Below are 19,438 nucleotides of genomic sequence, written 5' to 3' on the forward strand. Positions count from 1 at the left end.
ATGCCCCCGAAGGTCCCGATCCGCGGCGGTGGCACGCCCTCTGGGTGACGCTCGTCGTGGGCTTCATGACGCTGCTGGACGTCAGCATCGTCTCGGTCGCCCTGCCGTCCCTGCGGTCGGACCTGGGTGCCACGCCGGCGACGGTTCAGTGGGTGGTCTCGGGCTACGCGCTGGCCTTCGGCCTGGCGTTGGTGCCGGCCGGCCGGCTCGGTGACGCCTACGGCCGCCGGCGGATGTTCCTCATCGGCCTGGTCGGCTTCGTGCTGTGCAGCGCGGCCGCGGGTGCGGCGCCGTCGATCGAGCTGCTCGTCGCGGCCCGGCTCGCCCAGGGCCTCGCGGCCGGTTGCCTGGCCCCGCAGAACTCCGCGCTGATCCAGCAGCTCTTCCGGGGCGCGGAGCGGGGCCGGGCGTTCGGCTTCTTCGGGGCGACCGTCGGGATCTCCACCGCCGTCGGGCCGGTGCTGGGCGGGGTGATCCTGGCGCTCGCGTCCGGCCCGGGCGGCTGGCGGTGGATCTTCTACGTCAACGTGCCGATCGGCGTGCTGGCGTTCGTGCTGGCCGTCCGGCTCATCCCGGGGCGCCCGCCGGGGGAGGAGCACGGCCGGATCGACGTCCCGGGGATGTTGCTGCTCGGTGGCGGGGCGTTCGCGCTGCTGCTGCCGCTGGTGCAGGCGGAGTCCGGCGGCCTGGCGCGGCTGTGGTGGTGCTTCCCGGTCGGGATCGCGCTGCTCGTCGCGTTCGTCGGCTGGGAGCAGCGCATCGTCCGGGCCGGCAAGGACCCGGTCTTCGACCCGCGGCTGGTCACCGCCACCCACGGCTACGGGCCCGGGGTGGCGCTGGGGACGGTGTACTTCCTGGGGTTCAGCGGCATCTGGCTGACCTTCGCGCTGTACTTCCAGACCGGGCTGGGCTGGTCGCCGCTGCAGTCCGGGCTGGCCGTCACGCCGTTCGCGGTGGGGTCGGCGACCGCGGCGGTCGTCGCCGGCCGGCTGGTCGAGCGGTTCGGCCGGGCGCTGACCGTGGCCGGCCTCAGCGGCGTCGTGCTCGGCCTGGCCGCCACGGCGATCGTGATCGCCACCGTGCCGGCGAGGGCCACCGGCTGGGCGATCGTCCCGACCCTGCTGCTGGCCGGCGTCGGCGGCGGCTTCGTCATCTCACCGAACATCACGCTGGCGCTGCGGAACGTGCCGGTGGCGATGGCCGGTTCGGCAGGTGGCGCGCTGCAGACCTTCCAGCGGTTCGGCGGGGCGATCGGCACGGCGGCGCTGCCGGCGCTGTACTACCTGGTGCTCGGCGCCACCGACCAGCAGTACCCGCTGGCCGCCGCGGCGGCGCTGTCCGTGGCCGTCGTCGCGTCGCTCGCGGCTCTGGTCATCGGGGCGTTCGACTGGCGGCACGACCGCCGGATCGACCGCGCCCAGCACCAGGACGACGAGCAGAGGCAGCACGAGGACCGGGACGACCGGCCCGAGCACCACCCGGATCACCGGCACGGCCACGACCACGCGGCCCGGCTGGGCTGAACCGGGCGCGCTGGCCCGTCGTCGGCTGCCCTCCGGGCAGGGTCCGGAGCGGGCAGCGCCGTCGCCCGCCCTGCGGGTCAGGCGACGGCGCCCGCGGCTCAGGGCGCGATGACCGCCTTGGTCCAGCCGCTCTCGCGGTGGTCGAAGGTCTCGTAGGCCTCCAGGACGGTGGGCATGTCCGGGACCTGGGTGAGCACGGTGGACGGGTCGATGGCGCCGGTGCGCACCAGGTCCAGCAGGTGCGGGATGTAGCGCCGGTGGTTGCAGTTGCCCATCTTGACGCTCAGGTTCTTGTTCATCGCGGCGCCGATGGGGAAGGCGTTCAGCTGCGGCGGGTAGACGCCGATGATGCCGATGCTGCCGGCCTTGGCCACCGCCTCCACGGCCCACTGCAGCGACTGGCTGGGCGCGTCGCCGGCGACGTAGGTCTGCCCGTGCGGGTTCTGGTCCGGGGCGACCTGGCTGCGCTCGGCGTCGAACTGCTGCGCCTGCTGGTCGGCCGACTCCGCGGCCGGGCCGGACTTCGGCCGCTGGGCGTCCACGCCCACGGCGTCGATCACCCGGTCCACCCCGATCCCGCCGGTGAGCTCCTTGACCACCTCGACCGGGTCCTCGGTGTTGAAGTCGATCGCCTCCGCGCCCCGGCCACGGGCCTGGTCGAGCCGGCTGGCGACGCCGTCGACGACGAGCACCCGGCCGGCGCCCTGCTGGAAGGCGCTGGTCACGGCGAACTGACCCACCGGCCCGGCACCCAGCACCAGCACGGTGTCGCCCTGGGACACGTCGGCGAGCCGGGCGCCGAACCAGGCGGTCGGGTAGATGTCCGACAGCATGATCGCCGCGTCGTCGCTGACCTCCTCGGGCAGCCACACCGGGCCGACGTTGGCGTAGGGGATCCGGGCGTACTGGGCCTGCAGGCCGTCGACCGGTCCGGTGGTCTGCGGACCGCCGAAGAAGCACGTGCCGGCCGCGGCGCCGTTGGGGTTGGCGTTGTCGCACTGGGCGTAGTAGCCGGCCCGGCAGTAGGAGCAGTGACCGCAGCCGACGGTCGAGGGGATGACCACCCGGTCACCGGGGCGCAGGTTCCGCACGCCCGGGCCGGTCTCCCGCACGACGCCCACCGCCTCGTGGCCGAGGATCGTGCCCGGGACCATGCCGGCCATCGTGCCCCGGACGAAGTGCAGGTCGGTGCCGCAGATGCCGCTCGCGGTCACCTCGATGATCGCGTCGGTGGGGTCTTGGATGGTCGGGTCCGGGACGTCGTCGAGCCGGATGTCGCCGACGCCGTGCCACACGACTGCCTTCATGGTGCCTCCTGCGGATGAGCGGACGCCGCGCTGCCGACCTGGTCTCGGTCGAGCGGCGTCCCGTCGGCCACTACCCGGTCGCGCGCCGTCCACCCACCCGGCGCCGTGGTCGATGAGCCGGGTCCGACGGTTCAGCCGAGCGTGCCGTCACCGGTCAGCGCGGTCACCAGGCCGGCACCGAGCCCGACCGCCAGCACCCCGAGCGCACCGGCCAGCGCGGCCCCGTGCGCCCAGCCGGCGGTGGGTGCGGGGTCGCCGGGCCGGAACGCCTCGACCAGCCAGCGCAGGTAGTAGAAGAGGCTGACCAGGGTGTTCAGCGCAGCGACCACGACCAGCCAGGCGAGCCCGCCGTCCCAGGCGGCGGTGAAGACGGTCAGCTTGCCGAGGAAGACCGCCGTCGGCGGGGTGCCGACCAGGCTGAGCAGGCTGATCCCCAGCGCGGCCGCCAGCCAGGGCCGCTGCCGGGCCAGGCCCCGGAAGTCGGTGAGCGACCGGGCGCCGGGCACCGCGGCGAGCACCGCGAAGGCGGTCAGGTTGGTGACCGCGTAGCCGGCCAGGTACACCAGCAGCGCCGGGGTGGCGGCCGAGGTGCTGCTCACCACGGCGACCGGCATGAGCAGGTAGCCGACCTGGCTGACCGTCGACCAGCCCAGCAGCCGGCGGGCGTCGGTCTGGGCGAGCGCCGCCAGGTTGGCCAGCGTCATGGTGGCGGCCGCGAGCAGGCCCACCAGCAGCGGCCAGGACAGTGCGTCCGGCAGCACGTCGACCAGGCGTGCGGCGGCGACCAGCGCCCCGATCTTGGGCACGGTGGTGAGGAACGCGGCCGCCGCGGTGCCGGCGCCCTGGGTGGCGTCGGGCACCCACTGGTGCAGCGGGACCCCGCCGGCCTCGAACAGCAGGCCGGCCAGCACGGCCAGCGCACCGACGGCCACCGCGGCGGCCGGCGCCCCCGCCAGCCCGGTGGCCAGGTCGACGTAGGCGGTGCCGCCGGCGATGCCCGACAGCACCGTGGCCCCGAGCAGCAGGAAGATCCCGGACAGTGCGCCGAGCAGGTAGGTCTTCAGCGCCGCCTCGGCCGCGCCGGGGCTGCGGACCATGCCGACCAGGGCGTACACCGGGATGCTGGCCAGCAGGAAGGCGACGGCGAGCACCAGCAGGTCGTCGGTGGCGGCCAGCACGATCGCACCCAGCCCGCCGAGCAGCAGCAGGGCGTAGGTCTCGCTCTCCCGCGCCGTCCCGGCCAGCTCGTCGACCCCCAGGCCGATCACCAGCAGCACCGCCGCGACGACCACCAGCCGGGTGACCCCGGTCGCGGTGTCGAGCACGAACGCCCCGAACACCGTCTCCGCGTCCCCACCACCAAAATGGCCATTTTGGCGGAAGGCGAGGGCGGCAGAGATGCCGGCGGCGAGGAGGGCGGCGACGGCGATCAGCCGGGCGACCCACTGCCGCTGCCGGGGCAGGAAGGAGCCGGCCAGCAGGGTGGCCACCGCGCCTGCGAGGAGGCAGAGCTCGGGGAGCAGCGCCAGCGGCGACTGCTCCATCATCATCGCCGGCTCCATCACCTGCCCACCAGGTCGACGAGGACGGCGGACGCGGGGGTGATCAGGTCCAGCAGCAGCCAGGGCAGGACGCCGATCGCCAGCGACAGCAGCAGCAGCCCGGTCACCGGCACCGCCTCGACCGCCCGGACGTCGGAGAAGCCGATCGACCGGCCGCCGGGCAGTCCGGTGACCAGCAGCTGCAGCGCCCGCAGGAACAGCGCCGCGGTGATCAGGATCCCGGGCAGGGCGATCGCCGCCCAGGCGGTGGTGCCGATGCTCCCGGCGAAGACCTGGAACTCGGCGATGAAGCCGCTGAACGCCGGGATCCCCAGCGAGCCGAACGCCGCCACCGCGAACAGCCCCGACCACACGGGAGCGGTGCGGGCCAGGCCGCCGTAGTCGCGCATCGCGTAGCTGCCGGTGCGGTCGTGCAGCACCCCGGCCAGCAGGAAGAGCGCGCCGGTGAGCAGGCCGTGGCTGACCATCTGGGTGACGGCGCCGGTGACGGCCAGTTCGCGGGCCGCCGTCCCGCCGCCGAGCAGGCCTGCCGCGCCGACCGCGAGCACCACGTAGCCCATGTGGTTGATCGAGGTGTAGGCGATCATCCGCTTGACGTCGGTCTGGGCCAGGGCGACCAGCGCGCCGTAGAGCACCGAGGCGATCCCGACGGCGAGCACCACCCAGGCGGCCCCGCGCCAGGCGTCGGGCAGCGCGGGCATGGCGATCCGGACGAAGCCGTAGGTGCCCATCTTCAGCAGCACCGCGGCCAGCACCGCCGAGCCGATCGCCGAGGCGTCGGTGTGCGCGGGGGGCAGCCAGGTGTGGAAGGGGATCGTCGGCGTCTTGACCGCCAGGCCCACGAGCAGCGCGGCCAGCACGAACCCACCGGCGACCGGGTTGTCCTGCAGCGGCGCAGCGGCGACCAGCTCCGGGATGTCGAAGGTGTGCGGATCGGCGGCCAGGTAGAGGCCGATGAAGCCCAGCAGCAGGGCGAGGCTGCCCAGGAACGTGTAGAGGAAGAACTGCAGCGCCGAGCGCCCGGCCTCCCGCCCGTGCCCCCAGCCGGCGATCGCGGCGTACATCCCGACGATCGACAGGTCGAAGAAGAGGAAGAACACGATCAGGTCCTGGGCGGCGAACAGGCCCAGGCAGGTGGTCTGCAGCGCCAGGAAGAGGGCGGCGTGCTGGCGCGGGCGCCGGTCCTCGCGCAGCCCGTAGACGGCGCAGGCGCAGAAGACCACCGCGGTCAGCGCCAGCAGCGGCACCGACAGCCCGTCGACCCCGACGTGCCAGCTGCTGTTGACCGACGGGATCCACCGGGCGCGCTCCTCGAACGCGAGGCCGCCGTCGGTGGGCGTCTCGTACCGGGCGATCAGCACGCCGACCAGCGCGAGGTCGGCGGTGGTGACCGCGATCCAGGTCCAGCGGGCGACCCGGTCGGGCACCCGGAGCACGGCCAGCAGGGCCGCGGCGACCAGGGGCAGGAAGATGATCGAACTGAGCACGGGAGCTACCTCACTGCCAGCAGGAGGGCCAACGCGGCGGCGAGCACCACGGCGGCCGAGACGTAGTACTGGTGCAGCTGGCCGGTCTGGGTGCGCCGGGCCCAGCCCCCCAGCCAGCGGGTGCCGGCGGCCAGCGACCGCACCGCGGCGTCCGGCCCGGCGAGGTCGGCCCGGCCCGTGGCGTCGGCCAGCCGTACCCCGGCGGTGGCCGAGCCGGCGACCGCCCGGTCGAGCACCGCGTCATCGAAGCGGGCCGCGGCGCGTGCCGTCCGCAGCGCACCCCGGCCGGCGCCGGTCACCGCGCGGGCGAGCACCCGGTCGTCGAACCGGGCCAGCGCCTCGGCCGTGCGCAGCACCGGCCGGACGACGACCACGTCGGTCGCCCGGGCCAGCCCCAGCCAGCCCTCGAGCCAGCCGGGCAGCGGCTGCAGCGGCCGGACCCGCACGAGGAGCAGCACCGCCACCGCGACGACCGCGGAGACGGCCATCTCCACCAGCCCCGGGGTCGGGGCGCTGCCGTCGAGGGCCCGGCGCAGCGTCTCGCCGACCGGGGGGAGGGCCAGCAGCCCGAGGACGGCGGCGCCCGCGGCGAGCACGACCAGCGGCGCCTGCTGCAGCGCCCGCACCCGACGGGTGCCCTCCTCCTCGGTGTCGTAGCCCGCCTCGGCGTCCGCGGGCAGCCGCTGCCAGACCAGCCACAGCACCTTGCCGGCGTAGCCCGCCGACAGTGCGGCGGCGGCCAGCCCGACCAGGTAGAGGGCCAGGGACTCCTCGTGGGCCCCGGCCAGGACGGCGTCCTTGGTCGCCCACAGCGACAGCGGCGCCACCCCGGCCAGGGCCAGTGCGCCCACCCCGGCGCAGACGCCGACCAGCGGCCAGCGCCGGGCGGCGCCGCGCAGCGCCGGCAGCTGCTTGGTGCCCAACGCGGTCAGCCACACCCCGGCGGCCAGGAAGAGCAGCGCCTTGGTGGCCGCGTGCGCGACCAGGTGCGCGGTGCCGCCGGCGACGGCCGCGACCCCGGCGCCCAGCACCACGAAACCGAGCTGGGCCGCCGTCGAGGCGGCCAGCAGCTGCTTGAGGTCTCGCTGGGCGAGCGCCACTGCGCCGAGCAGCAGCGCGGTGAGCGCACCGACCCAGGCCGCCGTCGGCCCGGCCCAGCTGGTCGCGCCCAGCAGCGGGGAGACCCGCAGCAGCAGGTAGCCGCCCATCGCGACCATGGCCGCGGAGTGCAGCAGCGCGCTGACCGGGCTGGGGCCCTGCATCGCCGCGGAGAGCCAGGCGGTGAACGGCAGCTGGGCGGCCTTGCCGAGCGCGGCGACGAGCAGCCCGGCGGCGGCGACGTCCCGCCAGGGCGCCGGCAGCCCGGGCAGGTCGGCCAGCGCGAGCCCCGAGCCACCGCCCAGCCCGGCGCCTCCGGCCAGCCCGGCAGCTCCGGCCAGCGCTGCCCCGGCGGCCAGGTACAGACCGAGGTCGGCGGTGCGGGTGGTGAGGAAGGCGGTCAGCCCGGCGCCGACCCGGTGCGGCTCCTGCCACCGGAAACCGATCAGCGCGTACGACGTCGCACCCATCACCTCCCAGGCGAACAGCAGCGTCGGCAGGGTGGTGGCGCAGACGGTGATCACCACGGCGGCGGCGAACAGCAGCATCAGGCCGGTGTAGCGGGCGCGGGCACCGGAGACGTCGGCGGCGGAGAACACCAGCACGAGGAGGGTGACGGCGGCGACCGCGGGCAGCACGACGGCCGCCAGGGCGTCGACCGCGAGCCCGAACACCGCGCCGGGCAGGAAGGGCGCCGAGGTGGTCGGCCGGCCCAGCGCCACGGCGACCGACAGCGCCAGGACCACGATCGCCGTGACGATCCCGACGGCCGGCGCCACCCGGTCCGCGCGCCGTCCGGAGACGCACAGCCCGGCGCCGACGACGGCGGGCACCACGGCGCAGGCCCAGAGCAGCCCGGTCACCGGGACAGGTCCGTGGCCATGTCGGTCATGTCCGACTGCCGGGAGCGGTGCAGCAGCGTGGCCACGGCGAAGCCCATCGCCATCTCCACCGTCATCGCGGTGATCACCACGAGCAGCAGCACCTGGCCGTCGGGGGTGGGGGAGAGGAACCACCAGAAGGCCGCGGCGGCGAGGATGACGCCGTTGAGCATCAGCTCCAGGCCCATCATCACCATGACCACGACCTGCTGGGAGATGGCCCCGTAGAGGCCCACGCTGAACAGTGCGGCCGCCACCAGCAACATCGTCTGCAGGGTCATCGCGGGGCCTTCCCCGCGCGCAGGTCGTCCCCGAGCCGGTCGTAGCGGCCCCGCGGCAGCGCGAGGACGAGCGCGGCGACGATCGTGGCGAAGAGGACCGGCGAGACGGTCATCATCACCAGCATCTTCGACTCCATGATCGCCTCGCCCAGCGAGGTGACCAGGTCGGCGGCGGGTGCGCCTCGGCGGGTGGGCCACGGCACGAGCAGTGCGCCGGCGGCCAGGACGACGAACGTGCCGATCGAGACCGCCAGGGCCGGGCGCTTGCCGTGCACCATGCTCATCGGCATCAGCGCGGGGTTCATCCCCATGAACATGATCATGTAGATGCCCATCACGGCCATCTCCATGGTCATCATCAGCACGGTGATGACGCCGAGGAACTCCAGGTCGACCAGCAGCAGCGCGAGGCCGACGGCGATGAACGAGGCGGCCAGCGCGTAGGTGGCCCGGGCCATCGAGTCGACCCGGAAGACGGCGACGCCGGCGGCGACCGCCACCACGGCGAGCACCCAGAACACGATCCCGGTGAGCACGGTGTCCCCCTCCTCAGGCCTGGACCACGACGACGACGGACACGACCAGCACCTGCAGCAGCACCAGCGGCAGCACGACCAGCCAGGCAGGGGCGGCGAGCTGCTCCGGGCGGATCACCGGGAGCCGGCGGCGGAGCGCGACGAGCACGGCGAGCAGCGCGGCGGTCTTGACCAGCAGCCACAGCCACGCCGGCAGCAGCGGACCGTGCCCCCCGCCGAGGAAGGCGGTCGCCGCGAAGGCGGCCCCGGCCGTGAGCAGGGCGTACCGCCCGACGGAGAGCAGCCAGCGGTCCACGCCGGCCGCCTCGACGAGCACCCCGCCGGCCGTCGTCGCCCCGGCGGGCGCGCCGAGCGGCCCCCAGACGGAGAACCCGGCGACCGCCACGCAGAAGACGGCGAACGCCACCGGCATCCAGACGACGAACCACAGCCCGGACTGCGCGGCCACCACGTCGCCCAACCGGAGGCTGCCGGCGGCGACCGCCGGTGCGGTCAGCGCGAACATCAGCGGAAGCTCGTAGGAGAGCGCCTGGGCCAGGAACCGGTACCCGCCGACCAGGGCGTGGGCGCTGTTCGGGCCCCAGCCGGCCAGCCAGACCGCCGCCCACACCAGCACGTCCATCGCGTTGAACCAGACGACGCCGACCGTCAGGTCGGCGACGGTCCACCGGCCGAACGGGACGACGGCGACCATCAGCAGCGCCGCGGTGAGCAGCCCGGCGGTGCCGATCCGCTGCAACGGGAGGTCCGCGGCCACGGTGGTCCGGCGGCGCTGGCCGAACAGGCGCGCGGTCTCGGCCACCGGGGTGAGCAGTCCACCACCGAGCGGCTGCCCGGCGGAGCGCGCGGCCAGGGCGCCGTCCAGGCTCGCCGCGGCGGCCGCGACGACGAGGAGCAGGGCGGCCGCGAGCGGCACCCAGCCGGCCGATACCTCGGTGACGGTCACGTGCCCGCCTCCACCGGCACGGTCACCCGGTCGGCGGTGTCCAGGTCCAGCGAGGCGACCACCAGCCGGGCGCTGGCGAGGTCCAGCCCGGTGACCAGGTCGGCCACCGCCGACAGCTCGGTCGCCCGGCGCTGCTCCGTGCCCGCCAGCCAGTGCCGCAGCCGGTCGTGCGCGTCGCCCTCGGGCAGCCGGCCCAGGCCACGCAGCGACCAGCGGAGCAGCCGGGAGCGGGTGATCCGGCGGGCCAGCCGGTCGGCCTCGGGCGGCTGCCCGCCGGCCAGCAGCTCGTCGCGGACCCGCGCGGCCCGGACCGCGGCGTCGTCCCAGCCGGCCAGGGCGAGCAGGGTGGACACCGCGTCCCAGCGGCCGGCCGCGGTGCCGTGCACCGGCGGGTCGGTGGGCGAGCCGTCGGCCGGCAGCAGCACCTCGGCCCGGGCGGCGACGACCAGGTCGCCCTGGAGCGTGGTGTGCAGCAGCAGGCCGGCCGGCCAGTGCGGGAGCACCGGGCCGAGGGGGACGTGCAGCACGTCCAGGTCGAGGCTGTCGGGGTCGGCGAGCTGGTCGTCGCCACCGCCGCCGGCCAGGCCGATCCCGCCCGGCATCGGCATGTCCATGTCGCCGTGGTCCATGTCGCCGTGGTCCATGTCCTCGGAGCCGTCGTCCATGTCCATGTCCATGTCGCCGTCGCCGTCGCCGTCGCCGTCGCCGTCGTCGCCGGTGGCGGTGGCGGTGGTCCCGGGGTCGGGGTCGGCCGGCCGGCCGTCGGCGTCGCGCCGCTGGGCCGCGCCGTCGGCGAGCTCGGCCGCGGCCCGGTCCAGGGCGGCCGGCACGGCCTCAGCGGTGGTCACCTCCGTCCGGGCACGGGGGCCGGGCAGCTGACCCCAGACGTGCTCGACGGCGCCGGTCAGCCGGGCACCGGGGCGGCCGCACACGACGAGCAGGTCGGCGTCGGCGGGGGAGCCGGCCAGTCGCCAGCCCCGGGCCCGGACGTGCTGCTCCAGAGCGCAGCGGGTGCGGCTCCAACCGGGCACCTCGACCGCGAGCACCGAGGTGCGGCGCGCCGCCAGCGACCTCAGGTCCACCGCAGCGCACCCTCGCGCCAGGCCCACAGCACGCCGGTCATCAGCACACCGAGCAGCACGAACATCTCGACGATCGCCGAGGTCCCGATCGAGGCGACGACGGTCGCCCACGGGTACATGTAGAGCATCTCCACGTCGAAGGCGAGGAACAGCAGCGTCATCGGGTAGTACCGCGCCTCGAACCGGGACAGCGCGTGCTCGTCGGGCCGCCAACCGGAGAGGAAGGGGAGGCTCGCGACCGCCCCCGGTGCCACCGCCGTCCGGCGGTGCAGCAGGTGGGCAAGCAGCACACCGCCCACGGCGAGGCCCAGCATCGCGGCGAGGCTCAGGTATGCCGACACCCGTTCCCTCCTCCGTCCGCGTCACCTGAGGCCGTGGTCTGGCCGGAGCCGCGCATACCCGTGTGGTCGTGCGGGTAACCGCGCTGACCGTGGCAGATCATCCACATCCGGTCGACCCGGTACGCGTGGCCGCGGCGAGGGCCCGGGTGCCCACGCGCGAGGACGCGGCGAGCCTCTCGGCGATGCTGAGCCTGCTGGCCGACGGGACGCGAGCCCGGGTGCTGTACGCCCTCGACGTCGTCGACGAGCTCTGCGTGGGCGACCTGGCGATGGCGCTGGAGGCGACCGAGGACGCCGTCGGCTACGCCCTGCGACTGCTCCGCACCGCCGGCTTCGTCACCAGCCGGAAGGACGGCCGGGTGGTGTACTACCGGCTCGCCGAGGGCTTCCCCCAGCCGCTGCGCGAGGACTGCCTCCGGGGCCTCATCGAGCTGTCCCGGCGCCCCACCCACCCCGACGGCTGACCCGCCTGCGAGCCGGGGCCCGCCGGGTCAGCCGGCCGCGGAGCCGGCCAGCGCAGCCCGGACCTCGTCGTCGGTGGTCGGGCGGAAGTCCCGGTAGCCCTGGCCGACGGCGGAGAACGACTCGGGCGCCCAGAGGCAGACGACCTCGTCGACCTCGTCGGCAAGCTGGGCGCACACCCGCGGCGAGGCCACCGGGACGGCGACGGTGAGCCGTCTCGGTCCCTGCCGGCGGACCGCCGTGAGAGCTGCCCGCATGGTGGACCCGGTGGCCAGGCCGTCGTCCACCACGAGCACCGGGCGGCCGGCCAGCGGCGTGACCGGGCGGCCCTGCCGGTAGGCGGCCTCCCGGCGGCGCAGCTCGACGACCTCCCGTTCCCGGGCGCGGGCGAAGGTCTCCTCGTCGACGTCCACGTGGGCCAGGACGCGCTGGTCGTGCACCGTCTCGACGTCGGAGTCGACCGCGGCGATGGCGCCCATGGCGAGCTCCGGTTGCCAGGGCACCCCGATCTTGCGGACCACGACGACGTCGAGGGCCCCGCCGAGGGCCCGCGCGACCTCCCCGGCGACCACCACCCCGCCACGGGGCAGGCCGAGGACCACGAGGGCGGGATCGGCGTGCCCGGGGAGGCGAGCAGCCAGGGCCCGGCCTGCCTCGACACGGTCGGCGAACGGCTCGGTGGTCGCGGACATCGTTCCTCCTCGGTGGTGGTGCCGTCGATCGACCTCTGCCCCGTACCCGTTCTGCGCGGCGGTGCATCGCCCGTGCGCCGGCCGGGTAGGCACGGCCACGCCGGTGGCCGCCGAGTCGAGGCGCCCGGCCGGCCCGGCCCGGAGGCGGTCCGCCGCCCGGGCCCGGACGGGAGGGCTGCGGTGCGGCCCACGACGTCACGGAGACGTGGATGAGCGGATCGGAACGCGACCCACAGGTGCAGGAACTGGCCCGGCCGTTGCGGGACCGCGGCGACCTGGACCCGCTGCTCGAACGGATCGGGTCGGCGCGCATCGTGCTGCTCGGCGAGGCCTCGCACGGCACGCACGAGTACTACGCCTGGCGCACCGCACTGACCCGCCGGCTGGTCACCGAGGCCGGCTTCTCCTTCGTCGCCGTGGAGGGGGACTGGCCGGACTGCCACCGGGTGAACTGCTCGGTGACGCTGGCTACCGGCCCCGAGGACCCCGGCGAGGTGCTGCAGGGGTACGCACGCTGGCCGACCTGGATGTGGGCCAACGAGGAGGTCGCCGACCTGACCCGCTGGTTGCGCGAGCACAACGCCGGCCGGCCGCCCGCCGAACGGGTCGGCTTCCACGGGTTGGACGTCTATAGCCTCTGGGAGTCCCTGCAGGCGGTGCTGGACCACCTCCGGGAGCACGACCCCGAGCACGTGGCGACGGCGCTGGCCGCGTTCCGGTGCTTCGAGCCCTATGCCGAGGACCCGCAGGCCTACGCGCGGGCCACCCGGCTGGTCCCGACCAGCTGCGAGGACGAGGTGGTGGCCCTGCTCGGTGACCTCCGTGCCCGCACGGCCACCGACGGGCGCTGGGAGCGGGACGCCGCCTTCGACGCCGAGCAGAACGCCCAGGCCGCGGCCGGCGCCGAGGCCTACTACCGGGCGATGGTCCGCGGCGGGCCGACGTCCTGGAACGTGCGGGACGTGCACATGGCCGACACCCTCGACCGGCTGCTGGAGCACCACGGTCCCGGGTCCCGAGCGGTGGTGTGGGAGCACAACACCCACGTAGGGGACGCCCGGTACACCGACATGGCCGAGGTGGGCATGGTCAACGTCGGCCAGCTCGCGCGTGAACGCCACGGCGCCGATGATGTCGTCATCGTCGGCTTCGGCAGCCACCACGGCAGCGTGATCGCCGCGGACGAGTGGGGGGCACCGACGGAACGGATGCCGCTCCCACCCGCCCGGCCGGGCAGCGTCGAGGCGTTGCTGCACGACTCCCTGACGGAGAACAGCGCACTCTTCGTCGCGCCACCCGACCTACCCGGCTGGCTGGCCGAGGAGCGCGCCCACCGGGCGGTCGGCGTGGTCTACCACCCCGGCGCCGAGCGCTGGGGCAACTACGTGCCGACGGTGCTGGGCCGCCGCTACGACGCCTTCTGCTGGTTCGACGAGTCCCGGGCGCTGACCCCGCTGCACGGCGTCCACGCCTCGGGTGGCGAACAGGAGACGTGGCCCGATGCCGTCTGACCGCCGCACCGTGCAGCTGGACGCCGAGGGGGCGTCGCTGACCGGGGACCTGGCCGTCCCGGCCGCAGCCCAGGGGATGGTGCTGTTCGCGCACGGCAGCGGCAGCAGCCGGCACAGCCCGCGCAACCAGCAGGTCGCGCGGGCGCTGGAGACGGCCGGCTTCGGCACCCTGCTGCTGGACCTGCTCACCGAGGACGAGGAGCGGGTCGACGAACGCACCCGGGAGCACCGCTTCGACATCCCGCTGCTCGCCGCCCGGCTGACCGCCGCCGCCGACCGGCTCGGCGAGGGCGAGGACACCGCACAGTTGCCGGTGGCCACCTTCGGCGCCAGCACCGGGGCGGCCGCCGCGCTGATCACCGCGGCCGACCGGCCGGACCGGGTCCGGGCGGTGGTCTCCCGCGGCGGGCGGCCCGACCTCGCCGGCGCCGCGCTCTCCCGGGTCCGGGCGCCGACGCTGCTGCTGGTCGGCGAGGCCGACGAGCAGGTGCTCGGGCTGAACCGGGACGCCGCCGCGCAGCTGCCGGGCGAGCACGAGGTCAGCGTGGTCCCGGGCGCGACGCACCTGTTCCCGGAGGCCGGGGCCCTCGACCAGGTGGTCCAGCGGTCGATCTCCTGGCTGCGGCGCTGGCTGCCCGGCGGGGTTGGCGCGCCGGGCGGCGGGTAGCGGGGCCGTGATCACGGTGCCCGGACCGCCGGATGAGTCAGGTGCAGCACGAGAGGGGAGCTCATGAGCGAGGTCGTCGTCGTCACCGGTGCCAGCGCCGGGATCGGCCGCGCCACGGCGGTGGCCTTCGCCCGCCGGGGTGATCGAGTCGCGTTGCTCGCCCGGGGCGAGAAGGGGCTGGCCGCCGCCGCCGAGGAGGTGCGCGCGGCCGGGGGTGTCCCCCTGGTGGTCCGGGTCGACGTCGCCGATGCCGCTGCCGTCGATGCCGCCGCCGACCGGGTGGAGGCCGAGCTCGGGCCGATCGACGTCTGGTGCAACTGCGCCTTCTCCACGGTCTTCGCCCGGTTCGCCGACATCACCCCCGAGGAGTACGAGCGGGCCACCGCCGTCACCTACCTGGGCTTCGTCAACGGCACCCGGTCGGCCCTGCAGCGGATGCGGCCGCGTGACCGCGGGGTGATCGTGCAGACCGGGTCGGCGCTGGGGTACCGCGGCATCCCGCTGCAGAGCGTCTACTGCGGCGCCAAGCACGCGATCAAGGGCTTCACCGAGTCCCTGCTCACCGAGCTGGCGGACGAGGGGAGCGGCGTGCGCCTCACCATGGTCAACGCCCCCGGCGTGAACACGCCGCAGTTCGACTGGGTGCTCAACCGGCTGCCCAAGCGACCGCAGCCGGTCGCGCCGATCTATGCACCGGAGGTGGTGGCCGGGGCGATGGTGCACGCGGCCGAGCACCCGCGGCGCCGGACCTGGTACGTGGGGATCCCCACGGTGTACACGATCCTCGGGGCGAAGGTCTGGCCGCAGTTCATGGACCGGTACCTCGCCCGCAACGGGGTGCAGGGCCAGCAGACCAGCCGGGACACCCGGCCCGACGACCCGGTCAACCTGTGGGAGCCCGCCGACGGACCCGACGGCCAGGACTTCGGCACCCGGAGCCGGTTCGGTGACCAGGCCTGGACCCGGGACCCGCAGATCTGGGCCAGCCGGCACCACGGGGTGGTCGCCGGGCTCGGCACCGCTGTCCTGGCCGGGGCCGCCGCGTTCTGGCGTGGGCGGTGAACCGGGCGGTGCACGGGACCGGGACCCGCCGTCGGGTGCTGCGGCGGCTGGTCTCCGCCGGCTTCGCCGGCTGGGGGGCCGCGCAGCTCCTCCGGCCGGCGGAGGTCACCCGCGCCGTCTGCGCAGGCAGGCGGCAACCGCCGGCCTGGGTGACCCAGGTGCTCGGCGCTCGCATGGTGGGGCAGCACGTCGCGGTGCTCGTCCGGCCCACCCGCGCGGTGGTGCTCACCGGCGTCGCCGTCGACCTCCTGCACGCGCTCAGCATGGTGCCGGTCGCGGTCTGGTGGCCGGCGTACCGACGGCCGGCGGTGGTCAGCGGCGGCACGTCGGCCGCCGCGGCCGTCCTGGGCGCGGCCGCCGCTGCTCGGGCCGAGCGGTGAGCGGGTGCGTCTGACGACCGCGGTCCGTCCGCCGATCCCCGACGGCAGGCCCGCGCCGTGCAGCTGAGCGACGCCGTCGTCCTGGTGACCGGGGCGAGCGGCGGGATCGGCGCCGCCACCGCCGAGCTGCTGGCCGCCCGGGGCGCCCGGGTGGTCTGCGCCGGGCGGGACGAGGCCGCGCTGGCCGCGGTCGCCGCCCGGTGCGGCGGCAGCGCGCTGACCGCGGACCTCCGGGAACCGGGCGCCGTCGACGCGCTGGTCGAGGAGGTGCTGACCCGGTACGGCCGGCTGGACGCCGTGGTCGCCAACGCCGGCATCGGGCACGCCGGTGCGGTGGCGGCGATGACCGCGGAGCAGGTGACGTCGCTGGTCGACCTGAACGTGCGGTCGACCCTGCTGCTCGGCCGCGCAGCCGCGGCCGCCTTCACCACCCAGCCGCCGGCGGACCGGGCGATCTGCTTCGTCACCTCGATCGCGGGCGCCGTCGGGGTGTCGGGCGAGAGCGTCTACTCCGCCACCAAGGCCGCCGTCGAGGCGTTCGCGCTGCTGCTCGGCGAGGAGCTGCGTGACCAGCGGGTCCACGTGGGTACGGTGCTGCCCGGCATCGTGGACACCGCGTTCTTCGACCGCCGCGGAGCCCCCTACGACCGGCGGGTGCCCCGGCCGGTGCCGCCGTCCCGGGTGGCCCGCGCGGTGGTCGACGTGCTCGCCGGGCGGCGTCGGCGCGTCGTCGTGCCGCGCTGGCTCGCCGTCCCCGCCTGGCTGGCCGGTGCCGTCCCCGGCCCCTACCGCGCCCTGGCCCGCCGCTTCGGCTGACGGCCGACCTGCGCCGGGCCGAGCGCGGTCAGCACCCGGTGCACCACACCGTTGACGTCCAGGCCGGCCGTGGCCAGCAGCTCGCCGCGTTCGCCGTGGTCCAGGAACCGCTGGCCCAGACCGAGCGTCTGGGCCGGGGTGGTGACGCCGCCAGCCCGCAGCTCCCGGCAGAACGCGTCGCCGTAGCCGCCGGCCACCCCGTTGTCCTCCAGCGTCACCACCAGCCGGTGGGTGCCGGCCGCGGCCACCAGGGCCGGGTCGACCGGCAGCAGCCAGCGCGGGTCGACGACGGTCGCCGGCACCCCCGCGGTCGCCAGTCGCTCGGCGGCGGCCACCGCGGTGGCCGCCAGCGGCCCGGTCCCGACCAGGAGCACCCGGGACGGCGCCCCGGCCGGGCGGTGCAGCACGTCGGCGGTGCCCAGCCGGTCCAGCGCCGGGAGCTCCGGGCCGACCGTGCCCTTCGGGAAGCGCAGCGCGGTCGGCCCGTCGCCGTCGGCCACCGCCTCGGCCAGCAGCTCGGCCAGCGTGCCGGCGTCCCGCGGTGCGGCCACCCGCATGCCCGGCACCATGCCCAGCAGCGACAGGTCCCACATCCCGTTGTGGCTGGCGCCGTCGCTGCCGGTGACCCCGGCCCGGTCCAGCACCAGGGTGACCGGCAGCCGGTGCAGCGCCACGTCCATCAGCAGCTGGTCGAAGGCCCGGTTCAGGAAGGTGGCGTAGACGGCGACCACCGGGTGCAGCCCGGCCATCGCCATGCCGGCCGCCGAGGTCAGCGCGTGCTGCTCGGCGATGCCGACGTCGCGGACCCGGTGCGGGTCGGTGCCGGCCAGCGGGGTGAGCCCGGTGGGGTCCAGCATCGCCGCGGTGAGCGCGACCACCTCGGGCCGGGCGGCGGCGACCTGCTGCAGAGCGGCGGAGAAGACCCCGGTCCACGACGGCCGCGGGGTGGCGGTGACCGACGCCGGGGCCTTCGCCGGGGCGACGGCGTGCATCCGGTCCGTCTCGTGCTGCTCGGCCGGCCGGTACCCGCGGCCCTTCTCGGTGACGCAGTGCACCACGGTGGGCGTGCGCCGGTCCCGGGCCTCGGTCAGCGCCGCCTCGAGCGCGGCGACGTCGTGGCCGTCGACCGGCCCGAGGTAGCCCAGCCCCAGCTGGCCGAACACGGTCGCCCCGGTGCCGGGGCGGTGGCGCAGCTCGCGCAGGTGCGCGCCCAGCCCGCCGACGGTGGGCGCGTAGGAGCGGCCGTTGTCGTTGAGCACCACGACGACCGGGCGGCCGGCCGCGGCGCCCAGGTTGTTCAGCGCCTCCCAGCTGAGCCCGCCGGTCAGCGCGCCGTCGCCGACGACCGCGACCACGTGCCGGTCGTGCTCGCCGCGCAGCGCCAGCCCGGCGGCGAGCCCGTCGGCGTAGGCCAGCGCGGTGGAGGCGTGCGAGTTCTCCACCAGGTCGTGCACGCTCTCCGCCCGGGACGGGTAGCCGGACAGCCCACCGGTGCGGCGCAGCGTGCCGAACTCCGCGGCGCGGCCGGTGAGCAGTTTGTGCACGTAGGTCTGGTGGCCGGTGTCCCAGAACACCGCGTCCCGCGGGGAGTCGAACACCCGGTGCACGGCCAGCGTCAGCTCGACCACGCCCAGGTTCGGCCCCAGGTGCCCGCCGGTGCGGCAGACCGAGTCGATGAGCACCGCCCGGATCTCCGCGGCCAGGGCGGCCAGCTCGGCCGGGCCGAGGCCGCGCAGGTCGGCCGGGCCGGTGACGTCGGCCAGCCGGTGGACCGCCGGCGGGCCGGCGAGGGTCCCGGTCACAGCGTCGTCGCTGCGCGCAACGACTCCCTCAGCGAGCCCATCGTGGCGAAGACCGCCGACGGCTCGTACCCGCAGTGGGCCATGCAGTTGTCGCAGCGCGGGTCCTTGCCGCGGCCGTAGGCATCCCAGTCGGTGGTCTCCAGCAGCTCCTGGTAACTGCTCACGTAGCCGTCGCTCATCAGGTAGCACGGCTTCTGCCAGCCCTTGAGCGAGTAGGAGGGGATGGCCCAGGCCGTGCAGGCGAGGTCGACCTTGCCCTCCAGGAAGTCCAGGAAGACCGGCGAGTGGTTGAGCCGCCACTTCTTCCGCCGGTCGTCGCCGAACGCCTTCCGGAACAGCTCCCGGGTCTGCTCGACCCCCAGCCAGTGCTCCTGGTCCGGGGCCTTCTCGTAGGCGAACCCGGGCGAGATCTGCATGTTGTCGATCCCGAGGTCGTCGTTGAGGTAGTCGAGGACCTCGATCACGTCCTGCGGGGTGTCGGTGTCGAAGAAGGTGGTGTTGGTCATCACCCGGAAGCCGGCCGCCTGGGCCTGCTTGATGGCGTCGACCGCCTGGTCGAAGACGCCGTCCTTGCAGACCGATGCGTCGTGCCGCTCGCGCAGCCCGTCGATGTGCACCATCCAGGAGAAGTTCTTGTGCGGGGCGAACTTGTGCAGGTGCTTGGGCATCAGCACCGCGTTGGTGCAGAGGAAGACGATCTTGTCCAGGTCCAGCAGCTGCCGGACGATCTCGTCGATCTCCTTGTGCATCAGCGGCTCACCGCCGGCGATGGAGACCATCGGGGCGCCGGACTCGACCACGGCGCCGACCGCGTCCTCGACCGACATCCGACGCTTGAGCACGGACGCCGGCTCCTGGATCTTGCCGCAGCCGGCGCAGGAGAGGTTGCAGGCGAACAGCGGCTCGAGCTCGACCAGCAGCGCGAACTTGTCCCTGCGCAGCAGCTTCTGCTTGAGCAGGTAGGAGCCCAGACGTGCGGTCTGGCGGAAGGGCATGGCCATG

The 19,438-nt window shown here is 75.2% G+C and carries 19 protein-coding genes; 7 read left to right on the forward strand and 12 right to left on the reverse strand.

Annotation, left to right across the window (positions count from 1 at the left end; translation table 11 throughout):
• Positions 1–44: 44 nt before the first annotated feature.
• Positions 45–1,523: an MFS transporter gene (locus O2W18_RS09770; protein WP_269187338.1), complete on the forward strand. Its 1,479-nt coding sequence runs from the start codon at positions 45–47 to the stop codon at positions 1,521–1,523.
• Between the two features lie 98 nt (positions 1,524–1,621).
• On the opposite strand, the gene O2W18_RS09775 is transcribed toward O2W18_RS09770, so the two are convergent.
• From O2W18_RS09775 to O2W18_RS09815, 9 genes are all read right to left on the reverse strand, one after another.
• Entirely contained in the window at positions 1,622–2,830 is a 1,209-nt protein-coding gene (locus O2W18_RS09775) for a zinc-dependent alcohol dehydrogenase (RefSeq protein WP_269187339.1), read from the reverse strand.
• A 131-nt stretch (positions 2,831–2,961) separates the two neighbouring features.
• Positions 2,962–4,392, reverse strand: coding sequence for an NADH-quinone oxidoreductase subunit N (locus O2W18_RS09780; RefSeq protein ID WP_269187340.1), 1,431 nt, complete (start codon positions 4,390–4,392; stop codon positions 2,962–2,964).
• Entirely contained in the window at positions 4,392–5,879 is a 1,488-nt protein-coding gene (locus O2W18_RS09785; protein WP_269187341.1) for a complex I subunit 4 family protein, read from the reverse strand. Before O2W18_RS09785 ends, O2W18_RS09780 begins: the two co-directional genes overlap by 1 nt.
• Before the next feature lie 5 nt (positions 5,880–5,884).
• Positions 5,885–7,840, reverse strand: a complete 1,956-nt coding sequence (locus tag O2W18_RS09790; RefSeq protein ID WP_269187342.1) for a proton-conducting transporter transmembrane domain-containing protein — start codon at positions 7,838–7,840, stop codon at positions 5,885–5,887.
• Complete coding sequence (gene nuoK / locus O2W18_RS09795) at positions 7,837–8,139, reverse strand: NADH-quinone oxidoreductase subunit NuoK (protein WP_036334437.1); 303 nt, start codon at positions 8,137–8,139, stop codon at positions 7,837–7,839. The genes O2W18_RS09790 and nuoK overlap by 4 nt, the downstream gene beginning before the upstream one ends.
• On the reverse strand, positions 8,136–8,675 hold the full coding sequence (locus O2W18_RS09800) for an NADH-quinone oxidoreductase subunit J (RefSeq protein WP_269184661.1): 540 nt from the start codon (positions 8,673–8,675) through the stop codon (positions 8,136–8,138). Before O2W18_RS09800 ends, nuoK begins: the two co-directional genes overlap by 4 nt.
• Before the next feature lie 13 nt (positions 8,676–8,688).
• Positions 8,689–9,621, reverse strand: coding sequence for an NADH-quinone oxidoreductase subunit H (locus tag O2W18_RS09805; protein WP_269187343.1), 933 nt, complete (start codon positions 9,619–9,621; stop codon positions 8,689–8,691).
• On the reverse strand, positions 9,618–10,703 hold the full coding sequence (locus O2W18_RS09810) for a hypothetical protein (RefSeq protein WP_269187344.1): 1,086 nt from the start codon (positions 10,701–10,703) through the stop codon (positions 9,618–9,620). Before O2W18_RS09810 ends, O2W18_RS09805 begins: the two co-directional genes overlap by 4 nt.
• On the reverse strand, positions 10,694–11,044 hold the full coding sequence (locus O2W18_RS09815) for an NADH-quinone oxidoreductase subunit A (RefSeq protein ID WP_269187345.1): 351 nt from the start codon (positions 11,042–11,044) through the stop codon (positions 10,694–10,696). The genes O2W18_RS09810 and O2W18_RS09815 overlap by 10 nt, the downstream gene beginning before the upstream one ends.
• A gap of 146 nt (positions 11,045–11,190) precedes the next feature.
• Here O2W18_RS09815 and O2W18_RS09820 point away from each other — a divergent pair, with 146 nt between their 5' ends.
• Positions 11,191–11,508 carry an ArsR/SmtB family transcription factor gene (locus tag O2W18_RS09820; protein ID WP_269187346.1) on the forward strand — a complete coding sequence of 106 codons (318 nt, stop codon included), beginning with the start codon at positions 11,191–11,193 and terminating at the stop codon, positions 11,506–11,508.
• 27 nt (positions 11,509–11,535) lie between these two features.
• Here the strand turns inward: O2W18_RS09820 and O2W18_RS09825 are convergent, their stop codons facing one another.
• On the reverse strand, positions 11,536–12,198 hold the full coding sequence (locus O2W18_RS09825) for a phosphoribosyltransferase (RefSeq protein WP_269187347.1): 663 nt from the start codon (positions 12,196–12,198) through the stop codon (positions 11,536–11,538).
• Positions 12,199–12,407: 209 nt separating this feature from the next.
• Here O2W18_RS09825 and O2W18_RS09830 point away from each other — a divergent pair, with 209 nt between their 5' ends.
• From O2W18_RS09830 to O2W18_RS09850, 5 genes are all read left to right on the forward strand, one after another.
• On the forward strand, positions 12,408–13,709 hold the full coding sequence (locus tag O2W18_RS09830) for an erythromycin esterase family protein (RefSeq protein WP_269187348.1): 1,302 nt from the start codon (positions 12,408–12,410) through the stop codon (positions 13,707–13,709).
• Positions 13,699–14,376: a dienelactone hydrolase family protein gene (locus O2W18_RS09835; RefSeq protein WP_269187349.1), complete on the forward strand. Its 678-nt coding sequence runs from the start codon at positions 13,699–13,701 to the stop codon at positions 14,374–14,376. The genes O2W18_RS09830 and O2W18_RS09835 overlap by 11 nt, the downstream gene beginning before the upstream one ends.
• 63 nt (positions 14,377–14,439) lie before the next feature.
• Entirely contained in the window at positions 14,440–15,438 is a 999-nt protein-coding gene (locus O2W18_RS09840) for an SDR family oxidoreductase (protein ID WP_269187350.1), read from the forward strand.
• Between the two features lie 8 nt (positions 15,439–15,446).
• Positions 15,447–15,818: a hypothetical protein gene (locus O2W18_RS09845; protein WP_269187351.1), complete on the forward strand. Its 372-nt coding sequence runs from the start codon at positions 15,447–15,449 to the stop codon at positions 15,816–15,818.
• Positions 15,819–15,875: 57 nt separating this feature from the next.
• A complete protein-coding gene (locus O2W18_RS09850; protein ID WP_269187352.1) occupies positions 15,876–16,634 on the forward strand; it encodes an SDR family NAD(P)-dependent oxidoreductase in 759 nt (252 codons plus the stop codon).
• Here the strand turns inward: O2W18_RS09850 and O2W18_RS09855 are convergent.
• Positions 16,604–18,436, reverse strand: a complete 1,833-nt coding sequence (locus tag O2W18_RS09855; RefSeq protein WP_269187353.1) for a 1-deoxy-D-xylulose-5-phosphate synthase — start codon at positions 18,434–18,436, stop codon at positions 16,604–16,606. The genes O2W18_RS09850 and O2W18_RS09855 overlap by 31 nt on opposite strands.
• Positions 18,433–19,437: an adenosyl-hopene transferase HpnH gene (gene hpnH, locus O2W18_RS09860; RefSeq protein WP_269187354.1), complete on the reverse strand. Its 1,005-nt coding sequence runs from the start codon at positions 19,435–19,437 to the stop codon at positions 18,433–18,435. Before hpnH ends, O2W18_RS09855 begins: the two co-directional genes overlap by 4 nt.
• Position 19,438 lies beyond the last annotated feature (1 nt).

The organism is Modestobacter sp. VKM Ac-2983, assembly GCF_026967885.1.
Lineage (GTDB): Bacteria > Actinomycetota > Actinomycetes > Mycobacteriales > Geodermatophilaceae > Modestobacter.